Raw genomic sequence first — 22,929 nt, forward strand, 5'->3', positions numbered from 1 at the left:
GAGGCTCAGCCAGGCACTGGCGGTACCTGGCTGGGCCGGCCGGCGTCCGCACACACTGGGGAGGTGGATCGAAAAGAACTGGCGAGCTTTCTGCGCAGCCGACGCGAGCGGATCACCCCTGCCGAGGTCGGGCTGCCCGCCGGCTCGCGCCGCCGCACGCCGGGACTGCGCCGCGAGGAGGTGGCGCAGCTGGCGTTCATCTCGACGGAGTACTACACGCGGCTGGAGCAGGCCCGGGCTCCGCACCCGTCGCAGGAGGTGCTGGCCGGACTGGCTCGGGCCCTGCGCCTGTCGGACGCCGAGCGTGACCATCTCCACCACCTCGCCGGTGCGCCCCGGCTCCCGTCGGCCGGGCCCTCGCGCGAGGTACGGCAGAGCATCCTCGACCTGCTGCACCGACTGCCACAGGCCGCGGCGACCGTGACGTCCGCGAGCTTCGAGGTGCTCGCCTGGAACGATCTGGCGGCAGCCCTGATGGAGGACTTCTCCGCCCTGCCGCGACGCGACCGCAACCTTGTGCGCCGTGTCTTCCTCGGGCCGCACACGCAGGGGCGGCGGCTGTACGGAGTGTCGGACGCGGACGCGTTCGCCCGCAATGCGACGCAGCGGCTGCGTGCCGCCGCCGCCCGCTACCCCGACGATCCTGAGGTGGCCGAGCTGGTGGCCGAACTCCTCGACGGAAGCGAGGAGTTCACCCGTCTGTGGGAGTCCCACGACGTGTCCGCGGCGCCCACCCTGTGCAAGACCTTCCAGCACCCGCTGGTCGGCCCGGTCACCGTCAACTGCGACGTCCTCGACATCACCGACCGCGACCAGCAGGTCGTGATCTACACCGCGGTCCCGGGCTCGCCCTCCGAGGAGGCGCTACGGCTGCTGTCGGTCATCGGCACCCAGCGCATGGACGTCACTCGTTGAGCCGACTGCCGGCATACGTCCTAGTAGACGAGCGCCTGCGTGTCGTCCGCGAGTGATTCCTGGACGAAGACCTGCGCCCCCGCGATCCGTACGCCCTCGATGACGTCCTTCTCCGTGATCTCGCGGCGGGCCGCGCACTGGGTGCACAGGGTGATCCGGCCGGCCGCCATGATCGAATCGATCAGGTCGGGCAGCGGCGCGGCGTGCGGCAGTTCGAACTCGGCGGCCCGGCCCGGCAGCGCGAACCACGACGACTCACCGGTCAGCCAGAGCGAGACGTCCACACCACTGGCGACGGCGACCGCCGCCACCGTGAACGCCTGAGAGCAGCGCTCGGGCGCATCGGCCCCCGCCGTCACCTTGATCACGAGCTTCTTGGCCATGCCCGCAGCCTAGCTCTGCCGGGGTGAACGTGGTGCGCCTGATCAGGCGCGGTGCTCCCGGTTGTGGTGGCGGCGCAGCAGGACGTTCGCGTCCGTCTCGGTGCTGCCGTCGTACCCCGCCCGCGCGACCTCCCGCCGCGCGGCCAGCTCCTCGCACGTCGCACAGCCCCGGACGGGCAGAGGAGGGCGGCTGGTGTCGTCGGCGGCCCGGGCACGCTCGTTCGCGGCCCGCACTCCGGCGCTCAGTCGCTCCCGCCGGGTGGCGGGGCGGAGGGCGGCGGGGTCGGCCTGCCACTCCCGGCCGCCGCCGACAGGTCGCAGCATGGCGTACGGCCCTGATCTGTCCTGGTACTCGCCCACCTTGCGCGTGGCCGGGTCGTAGACGAGCGCTCCGCGTTCCAGGGCCGTCATCGGTTCCGTTCCTTTCCACAACGCCTGCGCGCAGCGCGACGCTTGGACTACGCTGCGTGTTCCGGACGTTACGAGCATGGCCCCTGAACAGGGCCGCAACGCCGTGGACGAGGTCTGCTTCTCCGCCTCCAGGCGCTCTTTCCACACCTTCCACGGCCGTATTGCACGGAGGAGCGCGATGCCGCCGAGACGGGTGATCACGGGACGGAGCCAGGAGCCGCGCAGGCGGTTCGCGGAGGAGTTGCGCCTGTTGCGGACGGCTAGGGGCGAGAGCCTGCGGGACCTGGCCAAGGTGGTGGGGTGGGACCCCTCGCTGTTCGGGAAGCTGGAGAGCGGGGCGACCCTGGGCAGCCCCGAGGTCGCCGAGGCGCTGGACCAGCACTACGGGACGCCGGGTCTGTTGCTGGCTTTGTGGGAGCTGGCGGTGGCCGACCCGACACAGTTCAAGGAGCAGTACAGGCGCTACATGGTGCTGGAGGGGGAGGCCCTCAGCCTCTGGCACTACGGCGGCGGCACTATCCACGGGTTGCTCCAAACCCCGGAGTACGCGCGTGAACTGCTCGCGGCAGGCGGTATCAAGGGCGAGGAGTTGGACCGGCAGGTCGAGGCGCGTATCGGACGGCGCAAGGTGCTGGAGGGGGACGACGCGCCGCCCTTTCGCATCGTCCTCTCCGAGGCCGTCCTGCGGGCCTCGCTGCGAGACCCGGGTGAGTGGCGGGAGCAACTGGCGTACCTGGTGAAGGCGTCAGAGCGCCCGAACATCACCGTCTGCGTGCTGCCGTTCGGTACCGGGCTGCACGGCCTGATGGACACGGCCGTGACCTTCCTGCGGCTGCTGGACGGTCGTACGGTTGCCTACGCCGAAAACGATGTGCGTGGCGAACTGGTCGAGGAAACAAGCAGGGTTGAGGGACTGCAGCGCAAGTACGATGCAATTCGTGACCTGGCACTGAACCCGGCCGAGTCGCGGACATTCATCTTGCGTGTGTTGGAGGACGTGCCGTGCGAGCGATCGACCTGAGCGGTGTGGCGTGGCGCAAGAGCAGCTACAGCAACTCGGACGGCGGTGCCTGCGTCGAGGTCGCCGACAACCTTCCCCTCGTCCCCGTCCGCGACAGCAAGGACCCGGCCCGCGGAACCCTCCTCTTCGAGGCCGCCTCCTGGACCCGCTTCATCGACGAACTCAAGCGCACCGAATTGTGATCGACTTCCTGAGCAACCCTGCACGTTGCCCATGAGTCTCCTGTGCGCACGGATGCCGATCCGTGTGTCGCTTTCCATGAGGGGACGTCTTGGAGTTCTCGGAAGTCGCGGATGCGCCGGAATCGGTCCCTGATCCGGGTCCGGGTCCGTCCGACGTACGCCGCAGCGGGCGTACGACCCTGCTGATCGCCGCGGCCGCCGTCCTCGGCGTCGTCGCGGGCATCTGCACCGGTTACGTGATCCAGGCCGACCGCGAGCCCACCGCGCTGCCGCCCCTGTCGCAGCCCGTACTCGCCCAGGCCAAGGGCAAGGGGCCCGAGCCGCTGTCCGCCGCGCAGGACCGCCGGGTCCGGACCGACGGCGACCTGCGCACGTTGCTGCTCAAGCGGCCGAGCGGCGCGCAGGAACCCCTGTTCGAGCCGGGCCACGACGGCTGGATGAGCCTCGCGGAGTACGCGGAGACCTTCAAGCAGCCGGCCGTCGCGTTCAGGTACGAGATCGGCAACGAGTTCCGCCGGGCCGCCGTCGCCGCCTGGCGGCTGGGTGACACGTACAGCGTCCAGATCCGTCTTGTGCAGTACCGCCAGGAGGAAAAGCTCGACGCGGCCGACTCCGCCGACGACGGTCGCTACTGGGCGGAGCGCAAGGCCGGATCGCGCAGTTGGGCCATCCCTGGTACGGGGGACGGCAGGGTGTACGTCCACACCAGGCCCGAGACCGAGTCCGGCGTATCGGTGTACTCCGCCGAGGCGCACGCCTGGCGCGGTGACATCGCCATGGAGATCTGGATCTACGACACGAAACCCATCTCCGAGGGGAAGGTCATGGACCTGGCGAAGCGGCAGGTGGGGCGGCTGTGAACGACAACAGCGAGTACAGCCAGTCCGGCGCGGCAGCGACCGTCGCGCCGCCCGACGGGCTTCCGGCCCCAGGCCCCGTACGCCGTGGCCGAGTCGCCGCTGTCACCGGCGTCGTCCTGCTGGCCGCGGCCCTGGTCGCCGGTGTCGGGTACACCGCTGTGACCGTCAGTGGCGCCGACCGGGACGCGGGCGCGCCCACCTGGAAGCTCCCGGCGGAGCGGAAGGACGCGGGGGCGAAACCGGCGTCCGCGTCCGGGCTCGCCGGCATGCTCGTGCCGTACGGCACCGACGACTTGGTCCGCGGCCCCGACATCGACCAGTACGGCGCCGACGCACATCTGAGCGGAGGCGAGGCCGCCGCCTTGCGCAAGGAGTCTCTGCGCGGTCTGCCGCGCTCGCAGCGGCTGCGACTGGAGAAACAGATCGACAGTCAGCACACCACGGGCATGGCGCTGCGCAGCTACCTCAGCACGGACAAGGCGTTCACCATGGACGTCGTTCTGACGCAGCTGCAGAGCGGCGCGGCGGTACGGGACATCTCCACGTTCCAGAACGAGTTCCTGAGCGCCCTGAACGTCTTCCGGAAGGGCCCGGCGATCCAGGGCCACAAGAACGCGCAGTGCTTCCTCCCGCCGACGGAGGCGGGCGAGAAGCTCGACATGATGTTCTGCTCCGCGTACCAGGGCGACGTGCTCGTCACGGCGACGGCGTACGGGGCCGGACCGATGGACACCAAGCGGGCCGCGCTGCTGCTGCGCACCCAGCTCGACCGCATCGCGGACCCGGGGAAGGCGGTATGACCGAACAGACCGAGCGGACCGAGGGGCAGCACGTCGTGGTGCCGTCGGCGCCTGGAACACCGCCCCTCGCACCGCCCCCGGTGAAGAAGGAGCGCCGCGCCCTGCGCGCCCTCCTGCGCTGGACCGCCGCCGTGGCCGTCTTCGCGGTGGCCGGAGGTGCGACGGCGTACGGCATCACCCGGGTGGAGCGCACCGACCTCCCCTGGCTGGCCACCGCCTCCGACGGTCGCTGGGAGTACCCGCCGCTGGTGAAGCCGCCGCTGCCGTCCGGCAGCCCGGGGCCGTTCGCCGAGGGGAACAACGCCGGGGCGCACTACGCCGACCTACGGGCCCTGCTCCTACCCGCCCCCAAGGGCGCGACGGCCGACGCGGCGCTGCGCGGCACAGACGGCTGGCTGCCGACGCGGACCTTCCTCGAGGAGTTCGCCGACCAGGGCGACCGCCACGAACTCGGGCAGCTGCTGCCCGACAACGGCCTGCGACATGTCGCCGCCCGCGGCTGGAACACCCCGGACGGCACGCACACGAGGATCTACCTGCTGCAGTTCGACACCGCGGCCGTCGCGGACGACGTCCTGGCCGACAAACTGACCGACTTCAACGCCCCGCGGTACGCCGTGCGCGGTGCCGCCGAGGTGGCCAGGGACGACTACCCGGTCGCGGCCTGGGTCGAGAACGTGAAGTACCAGGTGTTTGCGGAGACCAAGCCGTACGGCGCCGAACAGGTACGCGAGGCGTATCTGTCCGCGGGCGACACCTTCGCGATGATCGTGCAGTCCAGGAAGGGTGGCGCGAAGGCCGTGCCCTTCCAGCAGACGATCGTCCTGCAGAGCCAGCTGCTCGGCTAGCCGACCTCGGGGAGAGTGCCGGGTCCCGCCCGACTACAGTGGGACCCGGCTCTTATGTACCCACCCTCGCCCACCAAGGAGCACTCCCGTGGAGATCTTCTTCGAAACCCTGCTGGTCCTGGTCTGCGTCGGCGTGCTCGCCTTCGCCGGACTGACCGTGAAGAAGCTCTTCGAGGGCCAGCGCTGACCCCTACGCCATCCACGACGAAAAGCTGCTCATGATCGAGATCCCGTCCGACCTTCACAAGGACCTCGTCCCGCTCGCCTTCCTGCTCGGCAACTGGGCCGGCGCGGGTGTGCACGACTTCCCCGGCTCCGAGAAGTGCAACTTCGGGCAGGAGGTCTCCTTCACCCACGACGGCCGGAACTTCCTGGAGTACCACTCGCACACCTGGGTGCTGGACGGCGACGGGAACAAGGTCAGGCCGCTGGAGTCGGAGTCCGGCTACTGGCGGATCGACGCGGACCGCAAGGTCGAGGTGACCATGGTCCGCAACGACGGCGTCGTCGAGGTCTGGTACGGCGAGCTGGCGCACCAGAAGCCGCAGATCGACCTGGCGACGGACGCGGTGGCCCGTACCGAGGCGTCGGGCCCGTACACGGGCGGCAAGCGCCTGTACGGCTACGTCAACAGCGACCTGATGTGGGTCGGCGAGAAGCAGACGCCGGAGGTCGAGCTGCGCCCGTACATGTCGGCCCACCTGAAGAAGGTCGTCACCCCGGAGGACGTCGAGCGCTGGGCGAAGGCCCTCCCGGACGACCTCCCGGACGACGGCATCGCCTTCTTCAAGTAGCCGCGCGCAGCCCCGACACTCCTACACTGGGGCTGTGGTGAGCACCGACTGGAAGAGTGATCTGCGGCAGCGCGGCTACCGGCTGACCCCGCAGCGGCAACTCGTGCTCGAAGCCGTGGACACACTGGAGCACGCGACCCCCGACGACATCCTCAGCGAGGTGAGGAAGACGGCGTCGGGGGTCAACATTTCCACCGTCTACCGGACCCTGGAACTCCTGGAGGAGCTGGGGCTGGTCAGCCACGCCCACCTGGGGCACGGAGCGCCGACGTACCACCTCGCGGACCGGCACCACCACATCCACCTGGTCTGCCGCGACTGCACGAACGTGATCGAGGCCGACGTCGACGTGGCCGCGGAGTTCATGGCCAAGCTGCGCGACGAGTTCGGCTTCGACACGGACATGAAGCACTTCGCGATCTTCGGCCGGTGCAAGGACTGTTCGCTCAAGAGTTCAACTACCACGTCGTAGGCTTGAGACCATGAAGAGTCCCCTGCTGTCCCTGCCCGGCGCCGTCCCCGCCGAGGGCGTGGACGAAGGCGTCGCCGCCCACTACGGCGACCTGTTCCGCGAGCAGCGCGCCCTTGCCGACGGCTCCGGATTCGTGGACCTCTCGCACCGCGGTGTCGTCACCGTCAGCGGCGAGGACCGGCTGAGCTGGCTGCACCTGCTGCTCACCCAGCACGTCAGCGAGCTGCCCCCGCACGAGGCCACCGAGGCGCTGATCCTGTCCGCGCACGGCCACATCGAGCACGCCCTGTACCTGGTCGACGACGGCGAGACGGTCTGGGCGCATGTCGAGCCCGGCACCCAGGGCGCGTTGATCGCGTACCTGGAGTCGATGAAGTTCTTCTACCGCGTCGACGTCGCCGACCGGACGGACGACTTCGCGGTGGTGCACCTGCCGGCCGGTTCGATCGCCGAGGCGCCCGAGGGGGTGCTGGTCCGCGAGACGCCGTACGGCCGGGACCTGTTCCTGCCGCGCGCGGACCTGGAGTCGTACGCGGAGAAGAACGGTCCCGCGGCCGGCATCCTCGCCTACGAGGCGCTGCGCGTGGAGCAGCACCGCCCGCGCCTGGGCTTCGAGACCGACCACCGCACCATCCCGCACGAGCTGGGCTGGATCGGCACCGCCGTCCACCTCCAGAAGGGCTGCTACCGCGGCCAGGAGACGGTCGCCCGCGTCCAGAACCTGGGCAAGCCGCCGCGCCGCCTGGTCTTCCTCCACCTCGACGGCAGCGAGGTCCACCTGCCCCCGCACGGCACGGAACTGCGCCTCGCGGACGACGGCCCCGACGGCCGCAAGATCGGCTTCGTGACGACGTCGGTACGCCACCACGAACTGGGCCCGGTGGCCCTGGCCCTGGTCAAACGGAACGTCCCGCTGGACGCGAGGCTCCTGGCCGGAGACACAGCGGCCGCACAGGAGGTCGTGGTCCAGCCGTAGTCGCGACTGCGGGTCCGTCGTGGCCGAGCGCGCCCACGCGGCGGAGCCGCATGTCGACACAGCCCCGCGCCCCTCAGGGAGCTGCAGTGCCGCCGGCTCGGTGGCGCCGCCGCTGCGGGCAGCCCGTAGCCGTCGTGGCTGCGGGCAGTCGTGCCTCCCCCAGAGCCTCGACGGCCTGGGGGCCCCGGCCGCCGGGCTCAGATCTCGAGCAGCACCGTGAACGGCCCGTCATTCGTCAAAGACACCCGCATCGCCGCCCCGAACCGCCCCGTCGCCACCGTCGCCCCCAGTGCCCGCAGCCGCGCGACCACCTCGTCGACCAGCGGCTCGGCGACATCGCCGGGGGCGGCCGCGTTCCAGGTCGGGCGGCGCCCCTTGCGGGCGTCGCCGTACAGCGTGAACTGGCTGATCACCAGCAGCGGCGCGTCGATGTCGGAGCAGGACTTCTCGTCGTGCAGCATGCGGATCGACCACAGCTTGCGGGCGAGCTGGGCCGCCTTCTCCTTGGTGTCGTCGTGCGTCACCCCGACGAGCACGCACAGCCCCTCGCCGCTGATCTCGCCGACCGTCTCACCGTCCACGACGACGCTCGCGCCGTCGACCCTCTGCACCACCGCACGCATGAGGACCATGATGCCGTGCGGCACGGCGGCGCCGGGATACGGCCAACTGGTCGTTCCGCCTTGACCCTCAACACCCCCATCTGGGCTGTCCATGGTCACTTGGCCACATTACGGCTACTTGCAGTGGCACGATGCGTGTGTTAGCGGCGCATCCGTGGGGGGTGCCGCGCCGGTCGAGGGGACGGTAGGTACATGAACACACCGAGCATCGGGCAGCAGCCCGCCCGTACGGCAACCATGGCGGAGTGCCGGGCGCCCGTGCAGCGCACGGACAGCCCCCCGCTGCCCGCGGATCCTTCCCCGAGCTCTCCGAGCAGGGCGTACCCGCAGGAGCACAGCCTGTCCGGCCTGGGGCTGCCGGAGCTGCGCGCGCTGCGCCGGGACGCCCAGCGGGACGAGGCGGACCTCAGTTACGTACGGCGGCTGCTGCAGGGCCGTATCGACATCCTGCGCGCGGAGCTGGCCCGGCGCGGGGGCGGCGCAGCGCTCGACGGGGTCATGGAACGGCTTCCGGAGATCCTCAGGGACCCCCCCGCCCGCCAGCGGTCCTCGGCCCGGCATGTGACTCTCGGCACACCGCACGGCGAGGAGTACCGGCGGCTGGCGGCCGAGATGCTCGCCGAGGTGGAGCTGTCGGACCTCCAGGCGCGTACGGACGAGGAGTTGGGCGCGGGGATGGGACGGCTCGTACGCTACGAGCAGCAGGTCTCCCGGCGGCGGCAGGAACTGCAGCGCACGGCGGACGACTGCAGTGCCGAGATCGCCCGCAGGTACCGTGAAGGAGAAGCGCAAGTAGACGACCTGCTCACCTGACGCCAGGGCCCCGCCATCCGGGGCCCTGAGCGTGCCCGCCGCCCGGGAGGGAACCCGTCCCGGGCCGTGCCGGCCAGGTCCCCGTCCCGAAGGGCAACCCCACCCATGTCGACTTCCGCCCAGCCCGCCATATCCGCGCAGTCCTCCGTGCCCCCGGTGCTCGCCGAGGTGGTGCGGTCCGGGTTCGTCGAGGGACGGCACCGGGGGAGCCTGGTGGTGCTCGCCGAGGACGGTTCCGTGGAGTTCGCGCTCGGCGACGTGACGGCGCCCGTCTTCCCGCGCTCGTCGAACAAGCCGATGCAGGCGGCCGGTGTGCTGCGCGCGGGCCTGGAGCTGACGGGGGAGCGGCTCGCCCTCGCGGCGGCGAGCCACTCGGGCGAGACGTTCCACCTGGACCTGGTGCGGAAGATGCTGGCGGACCACGGGCTGACCCCCGAGCGCCTGCAGTGCCCGCCGGACCTGCCGCTGGACCCGCAGGAGGCGGAGGCGTACCTGGCCTCGGGTGCCGTACGCGAGCGGGTCACGATGAACTGCTCCGGCAAGCACACGGCGATGCTGGCGGTGTGCGCGCTGCGGGACTGGCCGCTGGAGACGTACCTCGACCCCGAGCACCCTCTGCAGCAGCTGATCCACTCCGTGGTGGAGGAGGCCGCCGGGGAGCCGGTGGCGGCGGTGGGCACGGACGGCTGCGGGGCGCCGCTGACGGCGATCAGCCTCACCGGCCTGGCCCGCGCCTACCGCTCCTTCGTCCTGGCGGCCCCGGGCACGGCGGAACGCAACGTGGCGGACGCGATGCGGGCACACCCGGAGTACGTGGCGGGCACGCGCCGCCCCGACACCTGGCTGATGCGCGAGATACCGGGCGCCCTGTCGAAGATGGGCGCGGAGGCAGTGCAGGCGGTGGCCCTCCCGGACGGCCGCGCGCTGGCCTTCAAGATCGACGACGGCGCGACCCGGACCCTTGGCCCGGTCCTGGCCAGGGCACTGACCCTGATGGGAGTGGAGGCCCCGGTGGTCCAGCGGATCGGCAGGGCACCGCTGCTGGGCGGGGGCCGTGAGGTGGGGGAGATACGGGCGGCGTTCTAGGAGAGCGCTTCGCACTGCGGGGGCGGGAGGGTGACGTGCGGGGTCCGGGGGCGGGCAGTCGTAAATCCACGCGACACCCCCGCCCCCGCCCTCCTACCGTGACCGCATGAGCCGCCATCCTCAGGACCTCGACGTACGCGCCATCACCGACTCCGAGATCCCCGACTGGATCCGTGCCCTGCACACCGGTTTCCTCCGCTCCCCCCACGTCTCCGACCAGGAGCTCGCCGTCCGCGGCGGCAACATCACCCCCGCCCGCACCCTCGCGGCCTTCGACGACGCCCGCTGTGTCGCCACCTTCCGCTCCTTCCCCCAGGAGCTGACCGCCGTCGGCGGCGCACCGGTCCCCGCCGACGCCATCACCAACGTCTCCGTCACCGCCACCCACCGCCGCCGCGGCCTGCTGACGCGCATGATGGCCCTCGACCTCGCCGCCGCCAAGGAACGCGGCGACGTCGTCGCCACCCTCACCGCCGCCGAATACCCCATCTACGGCCGTTACGGCTTCGGCCCGGCCGCCCACACCGCCGAGTGGACCGTCGACGTACCCCGCGCCGGCCTCGAGCGCCACCGCCCGGTCGTCGACGACGGCCGTATAGACCTCGTGGACGCGGACGACGTCCGCAAACTCGGCCCCGAGCTGCACGAGCGCTTCCGTCGCGCCACGCCCGGCGCGATCTCCCGCGGCGAGCGCTGGTGGCAGCTCAACACGGGCGCCCTGCGCTTCGACGACGACCCTTGGACGGAACCCTTCTACGCCCTCCACCGCTCCGCCTCCGGGGAGATCGACGGTCTCGCCGCCTATGTGAGCGACGACCACTGGGGCGACGGCAAGCGGCCCCTGCAGACCGCGACCGTGAAGGGCCTGATCACGACCAGCCCCAGCGCCGAACGCGCCCTGTGGCACTACCTGTGCTCGCTCGACTGGGTCATCACCGTGAAGTCCGGCAACCGCGCCCCGGACGACCTGCTGCCCCACTTCCTCCCCGACCCGCGCGCGGCCCGCCTCACCACGTACGCGGACATGCTGTGGGTGCGGATCCTGGACGTCGTACGCGCCCTGGAGGCACGTACCTACGCGACGTCCGGCACGCTCGTCCTGGACGTGGTCGACGAGGCCGGACTCGCCGGCGGCCGCTACCGGCTTCAGGCCGGACCGGACGGCGCCGAGTGCGGGCGCACCGACCAGGAGCCCGACCTGACCCTGCCGGTGGGCGAGTTGGCGACCCTGTGGCTGGGGGACGAGTCCGCGGTGCGGCTCGCGGCGCTGGGGCGGGTACGGGAACAGCAAAAGGGCGCCGCCTCCGTCGCCGACGCCCTGCTGCGTACGTCCAGGCGACCGTGGTGCCCGGACGTCTTCTGAGCCCCACGGGCTCTGGGGTGGCGCTCCTTCCGTGCGGGCGGTGACTGCTGTGCTTGTTCATCCGTAGCGATTCAGTTGTGGTTGTGGTGGTGCACGCCGGGCTCCCGGCTCCCCTCCGGAAGGGAGCCCGGTCACTCGTACGACCATGTCGGTCAGGAACACTCAAGCTCGTTCAACTTTGCTGGAGTTGGCGACCAACTCCACCTGACTTATCTCCGCTTGGAGTCGTCTCATAACCACCTTCTTCTGAACTGCCGGAAGATGGCGTGAAGTTGTAGGGTTCGGTCGTGGAGCCGGAACACGCTGCCGCGGGCGGGCGGGAGAAGTCACAACGGCCACAGAGATCGCACCACGAGGTGGCCGACGAGCTGCGCAGCCGGATCAGGTCGGGTGTGCTGCGACCGGGCCAGCGCATGCCCACGCAGGCCAAGCTGGCGGACGAGTTCGGCGTGGAGCGGGGAGCCGTGCGCCAGGCGCTGCGCATCCTGCAGTCCGAGCAACTGCTCACCGGCGTCTCCAAGGGCAGCCCGGCGACCGTGGCGCAGCACGCGGGGAGGGCGCCGGCCGGCCCCCAGGCCCCGCCGCAGCCCACGATGGTGGCGCTGGCCCCGCGCATATCCGCCGCCTTCGCGGCACCGCACGTGGAGATCGACGCCCTGTGCCTGACGGCGGTGTCGCTCACGCTCGCGGTGGGCGAGCCGTTGCGCGAGATTCACGCGGGGCGCATAAAACCGGCCAAGGTCGACGTACGCGTACTGCTGCCCAGCGGCCGTATCGACCTGGCGTTCCCCACGCCGGTGGAGGGCACGGACGGCGACCGCCTGCACCGCCGCTGGCTGGCGCAGCGCAACGCCCAGGGCCAGGTCCTCAGGCACAACCTGCTGGCGCTGCGCAGCACCCACGGCATCGACGTGCACGTCTCCTTCCGCGCCCTGCCCTTCACGCCACCGGTGAAGCTGTACCTGCTCAACGGCGCCGAGGCGCTCTTCGCCTACTACACGCTGACCCGGCGCGAGGCGGAGATCGACCAGGAGCACATGCAGCTGTATGACGCGGAGGGGACCCGGTCGATGCTGTTCCCGTTCGCGCAAGGGGCCGGGCTGTGGGACACGACGTTCGTGGAGCAGTCGCACCTGTGGTTCAACGCCCTGTGGGAGACGATCAGCTCGGAGCTGGATCTCGGCCTCTGACCTGGTCAGAGCGCGGGCTGGGCGACCAGCAGGGCGAGGACGACGGCCCCTATGGAGCTGCAGGCGGGGCTGTTGGCCTTGATCCCGACCGTGAGCAGCATCAGTCCGATGATGCCCATCGTCCCGTACTTCCACTGGACGAACTGGTCGAATCCGACGACGAAGAGGGCGGAGAGAAGGGCGAGGGCGGGCATGCTGGGACCTCTTTCCAGGGGCGGACCTCGGGGGACCGGGTGGCGGGACAGAGGGGATTGAGCCGTCTGCATCCGGGGACTACCTGCGGACGATGTGCGAGAGGAGGGACACCCTCCGCCAACTCTTCCGAGTTGGCAACCAACTACACTTGAGTTATCCCCAGTTGGTCGGCGGCTATAAACAACATTCAAACAACTCCCGGTAGATGGATGGGGGTTGTAGCGTTTGGTCGTGACTCAGGAGAACGTCGCAGTGAACGGCAGCGGAAGGCTCTCGGCTCAGGAGATCGCCGACGCGTTGCGGACCCGGATCCGCACCGGCGAGCTGAAGCCGGGCGAGCGTCTGCCGACCCAGGCCGAACTGGCTGAGGAGTTCGGCGTGGAGCGGGGCACGGTCCGCCAGGCGCTGCGCGTCCTCCAGGACGACGGCCTGCTCACCAACGTCAGCAAGGGCAGCCCGCCCACGATCGCCGGGTCCCAGCCGGTCGGCGACGAACCGCAGCCGACCATGGTGGTGCTCGCAGCCAGGCTCGCGGAGGCGTTCGCCGCCCCGCAGGTGCGGATAGACGCCGCCTGCCTGACCGCCGAGACCCTGATGCTGGCGCTCGGCGAGCCCCTCCGGCTGATCCACGAGGGCCGCGTCCGGCCCCGGTCGATCGACGTGCGGATCCTGCTGCCCTCCCGGAAGATCAACCTGGCGTTCCCGATCTCGGTCGACCCCGGCGACGACGAGGACCCGGTCCACCAACGCTGGCTCGAACAGCGCAACGCCCAGGGACACGTGCTGCGCCACAACCTCCTGGCCCTGCGCTCGTCGCACGGCATCGACGTCCGTGTCACCTTCCGGGCCCTGCCCTTCACACCACCGGTGAAGCTGTACCTCCTCAACGGCACGGAGGCGCTGATCGCCTACTACATGCTCACCAGGCGCGAGGAGGAGGTGAACAGTCAGACCTTCGAGATGTACGACACCCTCGGCACCGAGTCCCTCCTCTTCTCCTTCGAACGCCGAGCGGGCCAGCGCGACACCGCGTTCGTGGACCAGTCACAGCAGTGGTTCGACGCCCTCTGGGAAACCATCACCACGGACCTGACACTTTCCTGGTGACTTCTGATACGACGCGGACCGATCCGATGGCGGCAGAGACAGGGAGACTGCGTGAACTGATCACCGATGCGCGCTTCGTGCTCTTCGACTTCGACGGGCCGATCTGCCGGTTGTTCGCGGGTCACTCGGCGGAACTGGTCTCGCAGGACATGACGGACTGGCTCGAGCGGCAGGGGCTCCTGTGGCAACTGACGCAGGAGGAACGTGCGCAGCCGGATCCGTACGTGCTTCTGCCCATGATGGACGCCCGGCACCGGGGCAGCGATCTGGTGGCGGCCATGGAGGAGAGGCTCACCCAGCAGGAGCTGACGGCCGTCGTCTCCGCGCAGCCGACCGCGTACGCCGATCCACTGATACGCACCTGGGCGGCCCTGGGCGCGCGGCTGGCGATCACCAGCAACAACTCGGCGCGCGCCGTCACCGCGTATCTGGAGAGCCGAGGACTCGTCGACTGCTTCGCCCCGCACATCTACGGCCGCACGCGTGAACTCCACCGGCAGAAGCCGGATCCGCACCATCTGATCCGCGCTCTGCGGGCCATGGGAGCCGCCGGTGAGACGGCTTTGATGATCGGCGACAGCCCCTCGGATCTGAAAGCCGCCGAGCAGGCCGGCGTTCCCTTCCTCGGCTACGCGCGCAACGAGCGCAAACAGAAACTCCTGCGCGACGCGGGCGCCGAGGTGGTCGTGAACACCCTGGAGCCGGCCCTGCGCGTGCTGCGCGACGGCGGACGGACACGTTGAAGCACCCCCTTTCCGGCACCACGCCCATCCGCGTCGGAGTACCTTGCTCCTCCGCCGCCGCACCGGTGGCGCGCTCTCAGGTCAAGGGACGGACAATGCCGGCCGAACGTGGCTCCTCTCCGGCGCGGGAGCGCGCCGTCGAGATCAGTGGCGACCCTGGCGTGGTCGAGGGTCCGCTCGAGGGTTACCACCACGAGACGTATGTGATTCCCCTCCCTGCCGAGGCCGTCGGCCCGCTTCCGATCCGGGGCAAGTTGCGGGAGCCGCGGAACAACCTGCTCTGGTTCGACCGCCGCAGCTTCGTCTCGGAGGTGAGACTGCTCCGTGCGCTTCAGGGCCGTGTCGCGGCCATTCCGGAGCTCATCGACGTGGTCGAGGGAGTGTGTCTGCAGAGGTTCATCGAGGGACGGACGCTGGGGTCGCTGCACGCGTCGGGAGAAGAGGTGCCCGAAGATATCGCCGTGCAGGTCCTGCACCTGTTCCGCCAGTTGGCGCGGGTGTCCCAGTGGTCGCTCGACGTGGAACGCGTGTGCGACCCCGACGGCCGGCCGGACGAGGGTGACAGCGCGGGATTCCTGGACCATCTGATCCGTTTCGCCGAAGAACGCGTGTACCGGGAGAACGCGGTCAGGTTTCCGGGCCTGTTCGCCTGCCTGGGCGTCGACGCGGGTTGCTTCAGCAGGCTCAGAAGGCATGTCGCCGGCCTGCACGAGCGGCCCTTCTGCCTGTTGCATGGCGATCTGCACCGGGAGAACTTCATCGTCGACGGCCACCGGCGGCTGTGGACCATCGACTGGGAGCTGGCCATGGTCGGCGACCCGCTCTACGATCTGGCCACCCATCTCCACCTGATGCGTTACCCGAAGGCGCAGCAGGACCTGATGGCCAAGCGGTGGTGCGAGGCCATGGAGGAGGAGCTGCCCGGCAGTTCCGGGGGCTGGGAAGAGGACCTGCCCCGACTTCTCGACTTCAAGCGGGCCCAGTCCGTCTTCACCGACATCGTGCGTGCGATCGAGTTCGTCGCGTCCCGGCCAGGAGCCGGCCCCTCCGTCCTGAGGCAGCAGGCCGTGAAGGTGCGGCAGGTGCTGGCGTCCGCCGCCCGGCCGCTGGCCCTGGAATCCCTGCCGAGCCTGGATGAGGTCGAAGGCGAGCTGGCGCGCTGGTACGGATGGCGCGACCGGAGTCGCCGAGCCCGGCCGAGCGGCTGAGGGGCGCACCTGTCACCGGGTGCCGGACGCCTGCCTCCCGACTGGCCGCGCACAGAACCGCCCGAGTTGGTTGCCAACCGACGTAAAGTTGTCACGGGTTGGCATGAACGGCTAGGCGGCAGGAGTGTGGCAGTGAGCGACAGCAGAAGACTCTCGCCTCAACAGGTCGCCGACGTCCTGCGCGAGCGGATCAGGAACGGCGAGCTGAAGACCGGTGGCAGGCTGCCGTCCCAGCAGAAGCTCGCCGAGGAACTCCGTGTGACGCGCACGGTGGTGCGTGACGCCCAGCGTGTGTTGCAGGAGGACGGGCTTCTCTCCATGAACGGAAGGGGAAGTACCGCCCGCGTCGCCGAGCCGGCCGTCTCCCGTGAGGAGCCACAGCCCGCTCTGGCCCTGGTGGGCCTGCCGCACCGCCTGGAGGCGGCGTTCCAGGCCTCGCACGTACAGATCGACGCCGTCTGCCTCACGGCTGAGACGCTGATGCGCTCCATGGACGCTCCCCTGCGTCTGGTTGCCTCGCACCGTGCCGAGCCCAGGTCGGTCGAGGCGCGCATCATCCTTCCGGCCAAGGAGCACAGGCTCTTCTACCCCGCTCCTCTGGGGGGCTGGGGGGCGGACGAGGACGCCGACGCCGCCGTCCACAAGCGCTCCGAGGAACAGCACGTCAGTCAGGTCAACGTGCTCTGGAGGCAGTTCGACAGGCTGCGCGTGCAGTACAAGATCGATGCCCGGGTGAGGTTCCGCGTCGTGAGGAACACGCCGTATCACAAAATCTATCTGCTCAACGAGACGGAAGTCCTTTTCGCCCATTACCACATCGCGGCGAGGACCGAGGAAATCGACGGTGCCGCGACGCCGTTGCGGGACACACCGGGAACACGGTCGCTGCTCTTCTCCTTCGACGCCCGCAACGGCGACCGCGACATGTCGTTCGTCGACGACAGCCGGAAATGGTTCAACAGCCTGTGGGACAGCCTGGAACCCGACCTGAAGGTGCCGCTGGTCGCAAGCTAGGCGGAACAGCGCGCCAACCGGCTCCACCGGGAGCTGCTTTCTCCCTCGTCCGGATGGTGGCACGGCGTCAGGCGAGTGCCCGCCGAGGCGCTACCCTCTGCGGGCATGCCGTCCCTTCTGCCTCACAGGGCGCGTCGGGCACTCGTGCAGCGGCTCTTGGAGTCACGGCGACGACGCGGCGATTGTGTTGTGGTCAAGGGCCACCACAACGTCAACTACATCGTGCCCTTGGGCATCGGGCTTGCCGTGCTCCTGGGCGTCCCGCCGTTCGCCCGGGGGAAGGTGCGGGTGCCGCTGGAGACGGTTCAGGTCGTTCCCCGGATCTGGCCGCGCGAAGCCGACGTGCTGCGTGTTGTGTCCCGTCACATCCGGCGGGTTCCCCGGTGTCTGGCCGACTTCGGTGAGTGGTCGCTGCATTCCTACCGGAAGGGCCGCGTTCTCGCGGAAATCCGCCCCGAAGGTGACGTGAGCGAAAGCGTCATGCGAGCCTTTGCGGAGTTCTTCGCCGCGACTGCGAGCATTCCGGTGGACGAGTTGCCGGCGAGGCCGGAAGGGTGGCCGGAGGACGGGGACAGTGATGGATTTTTGCACTGGCTGGTCGACTTCACCGAGGAGCGGGTCCACCAAGCTCACCGGGACCGTTTCGGTTCCCTCTTCGACAGTGTCCTGATCCCCGACAACGCGATGGCCACGTTCAGGAAAGCCCACGGGGGTCTGACCCCACGGCCCTTTCGCCTGCTCCACACCGATGTGCACCGGTCCAACGTCGTCGTCCGTCGTGGCCGCTTGACCGTCATAGACTGGGAACTGGCGATGTACGGCGATCCGTTGCACGATCTCGCGACGCACTTGGTGCGGATGCGATACGGCAAGAGGGCGCAGGAACGCATGACGGATCTTTGGGGTGAGGCCATGGTCCGCGCGGGACATGGCGTACTGACCGCGGGCCTCGACGACCTGGCGGTCTACCTGGCTTTCGAGCACGCTCAGTCCGTGTTTCCCGACGTCATGCGCGCGGCTCTCAGTGTTCCCGAGGAGCCGGAGGCGGACGACTTTCGGCGGGCGGCGGCCAGGATCCGCGCGGCGATCCGCACGGCCCGGGAGCCTCTGCAGTTGATAGAGGTACCCGATGAGAGGCGTGTCATCGAGGCACTGCGCGAATGGCACGCCAGGAACATCTCCTCGTCCTCACCGGGGTGAGGGGACGGCCGCTCGGCGGCGCGGCGGGCAGCCGAACCGGTCGGTGTTGTCGCTCCTGGCTTTGCCGGGAGAGTGGATGCGTCAGGATGACCGAGGACGACCAATGGGGTGCCGTGTCGGACGGAGATCACTACGAGCCCAGCGAGCTGGAGGAACCGGACCGGATCCGTGAAGTGGCCGAGTGGGTGCTGACCGGACGGTGTGTGCTCTTCGACTTCGACGGACCGCTCTGCCGCCTCTTCCCGGGGGGCTCGTCCGAGCCGGTCGCCCGAGAACTCAGGGAGATCGTCGATCGCGCGGGTGAGGGAGCGCTCCTCAGCAGTGAGGCCCGGCAGTCCATCGACCCGCACGTGGTGCTGCGGGCGGTCGACCGGGAGCGTCGCGGCAGCCGTCTGGTCCAGGGGCTGGAGGCGTTGATCACGATGCGCGAGAAGGAGGCTGCGGCCAGAGCGTGGCCCACACCCGCGGCCGACGTCTTCGTGCGCGGACTGTCGGCCGCGGGTGTACGCATCGCTGTGACGACGAACAACTCGCCGGCCGCCGTCACCGTGTACCTGCGAAGGATGGGGCTCGCACAGTATTTCGGTGACCATGTGTACGGACGGACCGGTGATCCCCGGCTGATGAAGCCCCACCCGGACTGCCTGAACCGTGCCCGGGAAGGACTGGATGCCAGGGCGGACGACGCCGTGCTCATCGGGGACACGGTGGCGGATCTCCTCGCCGCAAGGGAGGCCAAGGTCCGCTTCGTCGGCTACGCCCGTAACGACCGCAAGGCGGCGCCACTACGGGCGGCGGGAGCCGATCTGGTCGTCCGCCGCCTGACGACGCTGTCGGAAGCCATTGCCGCGTGCCCTTCCTGACCGGGCTCGGCCGAGGCACCATGAACAAGCATGGTCAACGTGCCGACTCTTTGGGGGACTTGGGTGTCGGAGGGAAGGCGGTCGTGGCGTCAGTGGGCAGCGCACTGGGCGCGTATGGAGAGCGCGTTGACGCGGCTGCTGCTCCTCGGGATCTTTCTGATCGGCCTCCTGGCACAGTTCGTCAAGCCGCTCGGCGACGCCCTCCAGGACAAGGCCTACCTCGGCGGTGCGCTGCTCAGTCTCGTCGGATACGTGCTGTATGCCGAGGTGCAGCGGCTGAACACGGCGCATGAGGAGGGACGTGCGGGAACGGCGCGGCTCGAGGACGAGGTCCTGCGCCTGCACGCCGTTCACGAGGAGCAACGCGCCCTGGCGGCCCGGCTCCAGTCCGAACTCGAGCGGCTGAGTGGTGCGGTACAGCGGCTGACCGAGGAACAACGGCTGCAGAGCGGCAAGAGCGTCTCCGCACGGGAACTGGAGACCCACTTCAGGCAGGCGCTCGAGGCACGCGAGACCCACATCGCCGCCATGGGCTTCACCGGAGAGACCGTCGTCGTCCCGCTGCGCCCCATGCTGCAGGGCCTGCCTCGTGATCCGGAGAGAGTGGTGCGCGTACGGCTGCTCGTCCCGGACTTCACCAAGCCGATCGAGGTGCCCGGGTTGATCAAGAGCGACGGCAAGGTGACGGACGCACCCGAGTTCCGACGGGATCTGGTCGACAAGATCGGACGCTACAACCGCGAGATGCGCGAGATGATCGGCAGGCTGGAGGACAGCGGGCGGGGCGTTCTGCATGTCGACTTCCGAGTGGTGCACATGTCTCCCACGCTGAAGCTCTGCCTCATCAATGACGATCAGGCCTTCGAGGGGCTCTACGACAAGGTGGACATACGGCGCTTCCGCCCCCCGTCGGCCGACCCGTCCCGACAGGCCGGCGGGGACAACGGTGAGCGGCTGCTGGACCTCGTGGGATACGACGCCCGGCTGACGCGCTGGCACCGCGATGACGGTGCCAAGGCCCGCACGGTCATCGACGAGCGCAGGAGACTGTTCGAGACACTCTGGGAAGCCGCACATGACCTGTCAGAGGTGAGCACACAACGCGCAGGCTCGGCCTCCCCATGAGGGCGTGATGCCCCCGGGCGGGGCAGGATGCCCCACCGGCGCGGCGATCACCCCGGCGGTTCATCCTGGCAGGTCAACCTTGCGGGCCACCCTGCTGGGTCCCTCCAGCAAGGCTCCAGCAAGGCCGGTTCGGCAGGGTCACCCCAGCAGGGGGACCAACTGCTCCTCCTCGTACGTCAGATGGGTCTCCAGCTCGTCGGTGAGGCGTTCCACCTCGGGCAGGGCACGGGCCCGGTCCGCGTCGGGTGCCGACACGACCCGGCGCAGGTCGTCGAGGAGGGCGGCGATCCGTTCGTGTTCGCGGCGCAGCCGGTCGAAGGCCGGCGCCAGCTCGGGGTGGCGGCCTTCGAGGGACGGGAACAGGGCGATGTCCTCGCCGGCGTGGTGGTTGCCCAGGCCCTTGCAGAGGGTCAGGCAGTTGATCCGCAGCTGGGCGCCCAGGGTGGAGCCGCCTCCGGAGGCCGCGAACTCCTTCCTGATCAGGGCCAGCTCGCGGCGGAAGACGTCATGGACCGCCCTGATGGCCTCACCCGGAGAGGACGCCTCGATGCGCGGCGGGCCCGGCCTGGGATTCGCCCGGAGGGCGACGACCGGGATGACACGGTCCGTCTTCGCCTGGTACTCGGCCCAGCCGGGGTCCGACTCGACGGCGCGGGCAAAGGCCTCGTCGCGTGCGGCGCGGTCCAGGACGACCGCGGTCGCTTCGTAGGTGAACACGCCCGTCTCCACGGTGACCTGGGGATGCGCCACGAGGTTGTGGAACCAGTCGGGGTGCCGCGGCGCGCCCCCGGCCGAGGCGATCACGAGGACGCGCTCGCCGCCGTCGGGGTAGTAGCCGAGGGGGGTGGTGTGGGGGGTGCCGGTGCGGGCGCCTGTGGTGGTGAGGAGCAGTAACCGGGCGCCCTCGAAGGGGCCGCCCACGCGGCCGCGGTGGGCGCGGAACTCGTCGATGATCTGCTGGTTGAAGGGGTTGGGCATGCTCTGCTGTCTCTGCCTTCTTCTGTTCGGCGTGGTGGGATGGCGATACGCGTCGGAACAGAAGAAGAACGGCGGGCCTCTCGCCCGCCCCCGCCTCACTCGGAGGCCGGGTGCCCCACTCGTGAACGGCCCAAGGCCGACCCGGCAGTCATGCGCGGCACGTTATCGGGGTACGCGACCCGGCGCCAACGGTTTATGACGTCACCCTTCCGCGCACCAGCGCCTCCCACGGTCCCGGGCGCGGCGGGTGTGGGATGGACGGCGGTGGTGCGGCGCCCCGGGCGGCGGTGTCCCGGACGGCGATGGTGACGCCCTTCGCGTGGCGTGGCGCACAATTGCAAGCAGGTGCTTGCAATTGTTAGCGCTCATGGGGCAAGGTGGAGTCATGGCATCGCTGAACGTCGGCAATCTCGGTGAGTACCTGCGTGAGCAGCGGCGCAACGCGCAGCTGTCGCTCAGGCAGCTCGCCGACGCCGCCGGCGTGTCCAATCCGTATCTGAGCCAGATCGAGCGCGGGCTGCGCAAGCCGAGCGCGGAGGTGCTGCAGCAGGTCGCCAAGGCGCTGCGGATCTCCGCCGAGACGCTGTACGTCCGGGCCGGCATCCTCGACGCCGAGCGGGACCGGGACGAGGTGGAGACGCGCGCCGTCATCCTCGCCGATCCCACGCTGACCGAGCGGCAGAAACAGGTGCTGCTGCAGATCTACGAGTCGTTCCGCAAGGAGAACGGCTTCGAGATCGCCCGGGCGGGCGCGGCGGACGAGGACGGCCAGGCCGTTCAGGAGGCCCGGACCCGGGAGGCTCAGCAGTCTCAGGAGGCGCACGGCACGGACGACGCCCAGGACACCGCCGACGCCGGCCCCCGCACGGCCGACGGCAGTGATGCCGGTCCGCGGCAGGCAGCCGGCTGACCGGGACACCGGGACCACCGGGACCACGGACAGCGACCGGACCACCGGGACGACGGCTCGACGTCCCGCGGACCGCCCAAAACCCTCAACAAAGCCGAAACGGGAGGACCATCCCATGGCCATCACCGACGACCTGCGCAAGACCCTCAGCGACCCCACCCCGCTCTACTTCGCCGCCGGCACCGCCGACCTGGCCCTGAAGCAGGCCAAGAAGGTGCCCGCGCTGGTCGAGCAGCTGCGCGCCGAGGCCCCGGCCCGCATCGAGGCCGTGCGCAACACCGACCCGAAGGCGGTCCAGGAGAAGGCCGCGGCCCGCGCCAAGGAGGCCGGCGCCCGCGTCAAGGAGACGCAGTCGACCATCCAGGCCAAGGTGGGCGAGTTCTTCGGCAGCCTCGACTCGGACCTCAAGAAGTTCGGCAGCAGCCTGGACGCCGACCTGAAGAAGCTCGGCGAGACGGCCCAGGACCTCGCGCTGCGGGGTGTGGGCGTCGCCGCCGAGTACGCGGTCAAGGCCCGGGAGACCTACGAGAAGGTCGCCGAGCACGGCGAGCAGGCCGTGAAGACCTGGCGCGGCGAGGCCGCCGAGGGGATCGAGGACCTGGCCGTCGCCGTCGAGGGCAAGCCCGAGCCGGTCGAGGTCAAGGCCGAGCCGAAGCCGGCCGAGGCCCCCAAGGCCGAGCTCGCCGACGACAAGAAGCCGGTGGCGAAGAAGACGGCCCCGGCCGCCCGCAAGCCGGTGGCGAAGAAGACCACGCCGCCGGCCAAGTGAGGAACACGCGGCCCCGGCGGGGCCGCGTGACGGATCACCGGCCCCGGCCGGGGCCACGTGACGGATGACGGACGACGGGC

Annotated in this window: 27 protein-coding genes; 22 read left to right on the top strand and 5 right to left on the bottom strand. The window is 70.0% G+C overall.

What is annotated here, in order from left to right:
- The first annotated feature begins 63 nt into the window (after positions 1-63).
- Positions 64-915 (top strand): helix-turn-helix transcriptional regulator, encoded by an 852-nt coding sequence (locus ACIRC0_RS26905; RefSeq protein WP_403620478.1) that lies wholly within the window; start codon positions 64-66, stop codon positions 913-915.
- Positions 916-935: 20 nt separating this feature from the next.
- Here ACIRC0_RS26905 and ACIRC0_RS26910 read toward each other — a convergent pair whose 3' ends face one another.
- Together ACIRC0_RS26910 and ACIRC0_RS26915 are read right to left on the bottom strand one after the other, a co-directional pair.
- Positions 936-1,298 carry a DsrE family protein gene (locus ACIRC0_RS26910; protein WP_403620481.1) on the bottom strand — a complete coding sequence of 121 codons (363 nt, stop codon included), beginning with the start codon at positions 1,296-1,298 and terminating at the stop codon, positions 936-938.
- A 42-nt stretch (positions 1,299-1,340) separates the two neighbouring features.
- Positions 1,341-1,709: a hypothetical protein gene (locus ACIRC0_RS26915; RefSeq protein WP_403620484.1), complete on the bottom strand. Its 369-nt coding sequence runs from the start codon at positions 1,707-1,709 to the stop codon at positions 1,341-1,343.
- 178 nt (positions 1,710-1,887) lie between these two features.
- Between ACIRC0_RS26915 and ACIRC0_RS26920 the strand changes: the two genes are divergently transcribed.
- The 8 genes from ACIRC0_RS26920 (at position 1,888) to ACIRC0_RS26955 (ending at position 7,662) form a co-directional block, all read left to right on the top strand.
- Positions 1,888-2,730, top strand: a complete 843-nt coding sequence (locus ACIRC0_RS26920; RefSeq protein WP_403621115.1) for a helix-turn-helix domain-containing protein — start codon at positions 1,888-1,890, stop codon at positions 2,728-2,730.
- Positions 2,712-2,912, top strand: a complete 201-nt coding sequence (locus ACIRC0_RS26925) for a DUF397 domain-containing protein (RefSeq protein WP_403620487.1) — start codon at positions 2,712-2,714, stop codon at positions 2,910-2,912. The genes ACIRC0_RS26920 and ACIRC0_RS26925 overlap by 19 nt, the downstream gene beginning before the upstream one ends.
- A gap of 89 nt (positions 2,913-3,001) precedes the next feature.
- Positions 3,002-3,772, top strand: coding sequence for a hypothetical protein (locus ACIRC0_RS26930; RefSeq protein WP_403620490.1), 771 nt, complete (start codon positions 3,002-3,004; stop codon positions 3,770-3,772).
- A complete protein-coding gene (locus tag ACIRC0_RS26935) occupies positions 3,769-4,572 on the top strand; it encodes a hypothetical protein (RefSeq protein WP_403620493.1) in 804 nt (267 codons plus the stop codon). The genes ACIRC0_RS26930 and ACIRC0_RS26935 overlap by 4 nt, the downstream gene beginning before the upstream one ends.
- On the top strand, positions 4,569-5,420 hold the full coding sequence (locus ACIRC0_RS26940; protein WP_403620496.1) for a hypothetical protein: 852 nt from the start codon (positions 4,569-4,571) through the stop codon (positions 5,418-5,420). The genes ACIRC0_RS26935 and ACIRC0_RS26940 overlap by 4 nt, the downstream gene beginning before the upstream one ends.
- A gap of 218 nt (positions 5,421-5,638) precedes the next feature.
- Positions 5,639-6,214 carry an FABP family protein gene (locus ACIRC0_RS26945; protein ID WP_403620499.1) on the top strand — a complete coding sequence of 192 codons (576 nt, stop codon included), beginning with the start codon at positions 5,639-5,641 and terminating at the stop codon, positions 6,212-6,214.
- 34 nt (positions 6,215-6,248) lie between these two features.
- On the top strand, positions 6,249-6,686 hold the full coding sequence (locus tag ACIRC0_RS26950) for a Fur family transcriptional regulator (protein ID WP_403620502.1): 438 nt from the start codon (positions 6,249-6,251) through the stop codon (positions 6,684-6,686).
- Between the two features lie 10 nt (positions 6,687-6,696).
- Positions 6,697-7,662: a YgfZ/GcvT domain-containing protein gene (locus tag ACIRC0_RS26955; protein WP_403620505.1), complete on the top strand. Its 966-nt coding sequence runs from the start codon at positions 6,697-6,699 to the stop codon at positions 7,660-7,662.
- A gap of 197 nt (positions 7,663-7,859) precedes the next feature.
- On the opposite strand, the gene dtd is transcribed toward ACIRC0_RS26955, so the two are convergent.
- The gene (gene dtd, locus ACIRC0_RS26960; protein ID WP_403620508.1) at positions 7,860-8,285 is read right to left on the bottom strand and encodes a D-aminoacyl-tRNA deacylase; all 426 of its coding nucleotides are present in this window, start codon (positions 8,283-8,285) and stop codon (positions 7,860-7,862) included.
- Positions 8,286-8,477: 192 nt separating this feature from the next.
- Between dtd and ACIRC0_RS26965 the strand changes: the two genes are divergently transcribed.
- The 4 genes from ACIRC0_RS26965 (at position 8,478) to ACIRC0_RS26980 (ending at position 12,737) form a co-directional block, all read left to right on the top strand.
- Positions 8,478-9,098 carry an AmfC protein gene (locus ACIRC0_RS26965; protein ID WP_403620511.1) on the top strand — a complete coding sequence of 207 codons (621 nt, stop codon included), beginning with the start codon at positions 8,478-8,480 and terminating at the stop codon, positions 9,096-9,098.
- A 105-nt stretch (positions 9,099-9,203) separates the two neighbouring features.
- On the top strand, positions 9,204-10,184 hold the full coding sequence (locus ACIRC0_RS26970; RefSeq protein WP_403620514.1) for an asparaginase: 981 nt from the start codon (positions 9,204-9,206) through the stop codon (positions 10,182-10,184).
- A gap of 106 nt (positions 10,185-10,290) precedes the next feature.
- Positions 10,291-11,547, top strand: coding sequence for a GNAT family N-acetyltransferase (locus tag ACIRC0_RS26975; RefSeq protein ID WP_403620517.1), 1,257 nt, complete (start codon positions 10,291-10,293; stop codon positions 11,545-11,547).
- Between the two features lie 287 nt (positions 11,548-11,834).
- Positions 11,835-12,737 carry a GntR family transcriptional regulator gene (locus ACIRC0_RS26980; protein WP_403620520.1) on the top strand — a complete coding sequence of 301 codons (903 nt, stop codon included), beginning with the start codon at positions 11,835-11,837 and terminating at the stop codon, positions 12,735-12,737.
- 5 nt (positions 12,738-12,742) lie between these two features.
- On the opposite strand, the gene ACIRC0_RS26985 is transcribed toward ACIRC0_RS26980, so the two are convergent.
- Complete coding sequence (locus ACIRC0_RS26985) at positions 12,743-12,931, bottom strand: hypothetical protein (RefSeq protein WP_403620523.1); 189 nt, start codon at positions 12,929-12,931, stop codon at positions 12,743-12,745.
- A 226-nt stretch (positions 12,932-13,157) separates the two neighbouring features.
- Between ACIRC0_RS26985 and ACIRC0_RS26990 the strand changes: the two genes are divergently transcribed.
- From ACIRC0_RS26990 to ACIRC0_RS27020, 7 genes are all read left to right on the top strand, one after another.
- Positions 13,158-14,039: a winged helix-turn-helix domain-containing protein gene (locus ACIRC0_RS26990; protein ID WP_403620526.1), complete on the top strand. Its 882-nt coding sequence runs from the start codon at positions 13,158-13,160 to the stop codon at positions 14,037-14,039.
- Complete coding sequence (locus tag ACIRC0_RS26995; RefSeq protein ID WP_403620529.1) at positions 13,985-14,782, top strand: HAD family hydrolase; 798 nt, start codon at positions 13,985-13,987, stop codon at positions 14,780-14,782. Before ACIRC0_RS26990 ends, ACIRC0_RS26995 begins: the two co-directional genes overlap by 55 nt.
- Before the next feature lie 95 nt (positions 14,783-14,877).
- Positions 14,878-15,990, top strand: a complete 1,113-nt coding sequence (locus tag ACIRC0_RS27000; RefSeq protein WP_403620532.1) for a phosphotransferase — start codon at positions 14,878-14,880, stop codon at positions 15,988-15,990.
- A 132-nt stretch (positions 15,991-16,122) separates the two neighbouring features.
- Positions 16,123-17,004 carry a GntR family transcriptional regulator gene (locus ACIRC0_RS27005; RefSeq protein WP_403620535.1) on the top strand — a complete coding sequence of 294 codons (882 nt, stop codon included), beginning with the start codon at positions 16,123-16,125 and terminating at the stop codon, positions 17,002-17,004.
- A 189-nt stretch (positions 17,005-17,193) separates the two neighbouring features.
- Positions 17,194-18,204, top strand: coding sequence for a phosphotransferase (locus ACIRC0_RS27010; protein WP_403620538.1), 1,011 nt, complete (start codon positions 17,194-17,196; stop codon positions 18,202-18,204).
- Positions 18,205-18,290: 86 nt separating this feature from the next.
- Positions 18,291-19,067 (top strand): HAD family hydrolase, encoded by a 777-nt coding sequence (locus tag ACIRC0_RS27015; RefSeq protein ID WP_403620541.1) that lies wholly within the window; start codon positions 18,291-18,293, stop codon positions 19,065-19,067.
- A 114-nt stretch (positions 19,068-19,181) separates the two neighbouring features.
- Positions 19,182-20,192 carry an ATP/GTP-binding protein gene (locus ACIRC0_RS27020; RefSeq protein ID WP_403620544.1) on the top strand — a complete coding sequence of 337 codons (1,011 nt, stop codon included), beginning with the start codon at positions 19,182-19,184 and terminating at the stop codon, positions 20,190-20,192.
- A gap of 138 nt (positions 20,193-20,330) precedes the next feature.
- Here the strand turns inward: ACIRC0_RS27020 and ACIRC0_RS27025 are convergent, their stop codons facing one another.
- Positions 20,331-21,170 (bottom strand): nitroreductase/quinone reductase family protein, encoded by an 840-nt coding sequence (locus ACIRC0_RS27025; protein WP_403620547.1) that lies wholly within the window; start codon positions 21,168-21,170, stop codon positions 20,331-20,333.
- 385 nt (positions 21,171-21,555) lie between these two features.
- On the opposite strand from ACIRC0_RS27025, the gene ACIRC0_RS27030 reads away from it, so the two are divergent.
- Together ACIRC0_RS27030 and ACIRC0_RS27035 are read left to right on the top strand one after the other, a co-directional pair.
- Positions 21,556-22,080, top strand: a complete 525-nt coding sequence (locus tag ACIRC0_RS27030; RefSeq protein ID WP_403620550.1) for a helix-turn-helix domain-containing protein — start codon at positions 21,556-21,558, stop codon at positions 22,078-22,080.
- 115 nt (positions 22,081-22,195) lie between these two features.
- Positions 22,196-22,849 carry a hypothetical protein gene (locus ACIRC0_RS27035; protein WP_403620553.1) on the top strand — a complete coding sequence of 218 codons (654 nt, stop codon included), beginning with the start codon at positions 22,196-22,198 and terminating at the stop codon, positions 22,847-22,849.
- The last annotated feature ends 80 nt before the right edge of the window (positions 22,850-22,929 follow it).

This window comes from Streptomyces sp. NPDC093984, assembly GCF_044764595.1.
In the GTDB taxonomy this organism is placed as follows: Bacteria; Actinomycetota; Actinomycetes; order Streptomycetales; family Streptomycetaceae; genus Streptomyces; species Streptomyces cynarae.

Bases quoted from the DNA above. Each gene is read 5' to 3' on its own strand.
- ACIRC0_RS27025 (WP_403620547.1), bottom strand. From the start codon at position 21,170: ATGCCCAACCCCTTCAACCAGCAGATCATCGACGAGTTCCGCGCCCAC.
- ACIRC0_RS26985 (WP_403620523.1), bottom strand. From the start codon at position 12,931: ATGCCCGCCCTCGCCCTTCTCTCCGCCCTCTTCGTCGTCGGATTCGAC.
- dtd (WP_403620508.1), bottom strand. From the start codon at position 8,285: ATGCGTGCGGTGGTGCAGAGGGTCGACGGCGCGAGCGTCGTCGTGGAC.
- ACIRC0_RS26975 (WP_403620517.1), top strand. From the start codon at position 10,291: ATGAGCCGCCATCCTCAGGACCTCGACGTACGCGCCATCACCGACTCC.
- ACIRC0_RS26945 (WP_403620499.1), top strand. From the start codon at position 5,639: ATGATCGAGATCCCGTCCGACCTTCACAAGGACCTCGTCCCGCTCGCC.
- ACIRC0_RS26940 (WP_403620496.1), top strand. From the start codon at position 4,569: ATGACCGAACAGACCGAGCGGACCGAGGGGCAGCACGTCGTGGTGCCG.
- ACIRC0_RS26915 (WP_403620484.1), bottom strand. From the start codon at position 1,709: ATGACGGCCCTGGAACGCGGAGCGCTCGTCTACGACCCGGCCACGCGC.
- ACIRC0_RS26955 (WP_403620505.1), top strand. From the start codon at position 6,697: ATGAAGAGTCCCCTGCTGTCCCTGCCCGGCGCCGTCCCCGCCGAGGGC.
- ACIRC0_RS26965 (WP_403620511.1), top strand. From the start codon at position 8,478: ATGAACACACCGAGCATCGGGCAGCAGCCCGCCCGTACGGCAACCATG.
- ACIRC0_RS26920 (WP_403621115.1), top strand. From the start codon at position 1,888: ATGCCGCCGAGACGGGTGATCACGGGACGGAGCCAGGAGCCGCGCAGG.
- ACIRC0_RS26970 (WP_403620514.1), top strand. From the start codon at position 9,204: ATGTCGACTTCCGCCCAGCCCGCCATATCCGCGCAGTCCTCCGTGCCC.
- ACIRC0_RS27030 (WP_403620550.1), top strand. From the start codon at position 21,556: ATGGCATCGCTGAACGTCGGCAATCTCGGTGAGTACCTGCGTGAGCAG.
- ACIRC0_RS27035 (WP_403620553.1), top strand. From the start codon at position 22,196: ATGGCCATCACCGACGACCTGCGCAAGACCCTCAGCGACCCCACCCCG.
- ACIRC0_RS27020 (WP_403620544.1), top strand. From the start codon at position 19,182: ATGGAGAGCGCGTTGACGCGGCTGCTGCTCCTCGGGATCTTTCTGATC.
- ACIRC0_RS27000 (WP_403620532.1), top strand. From the start codon at position 14,878: ATGCCGGCCGAACGTGGCTCCTCTCCGGCGCGGGAGCGCGCCGTCGAG.
- ACIRC0_RS27015 (WP_403620541.1), top strand. From the start codon at position 18,291: ATGACCGAGGACGACCAATGGGGTGCCGTGTCGGACGGAGATCACTAC.
- ACIRC0_RS26910 (WP_403620481.1), bottom strand. From the start codon at position 1,298: ATGGCCAAGAAGCTCGTGATCAAGGTGACGGCGGGGGCCGATGCGCCC.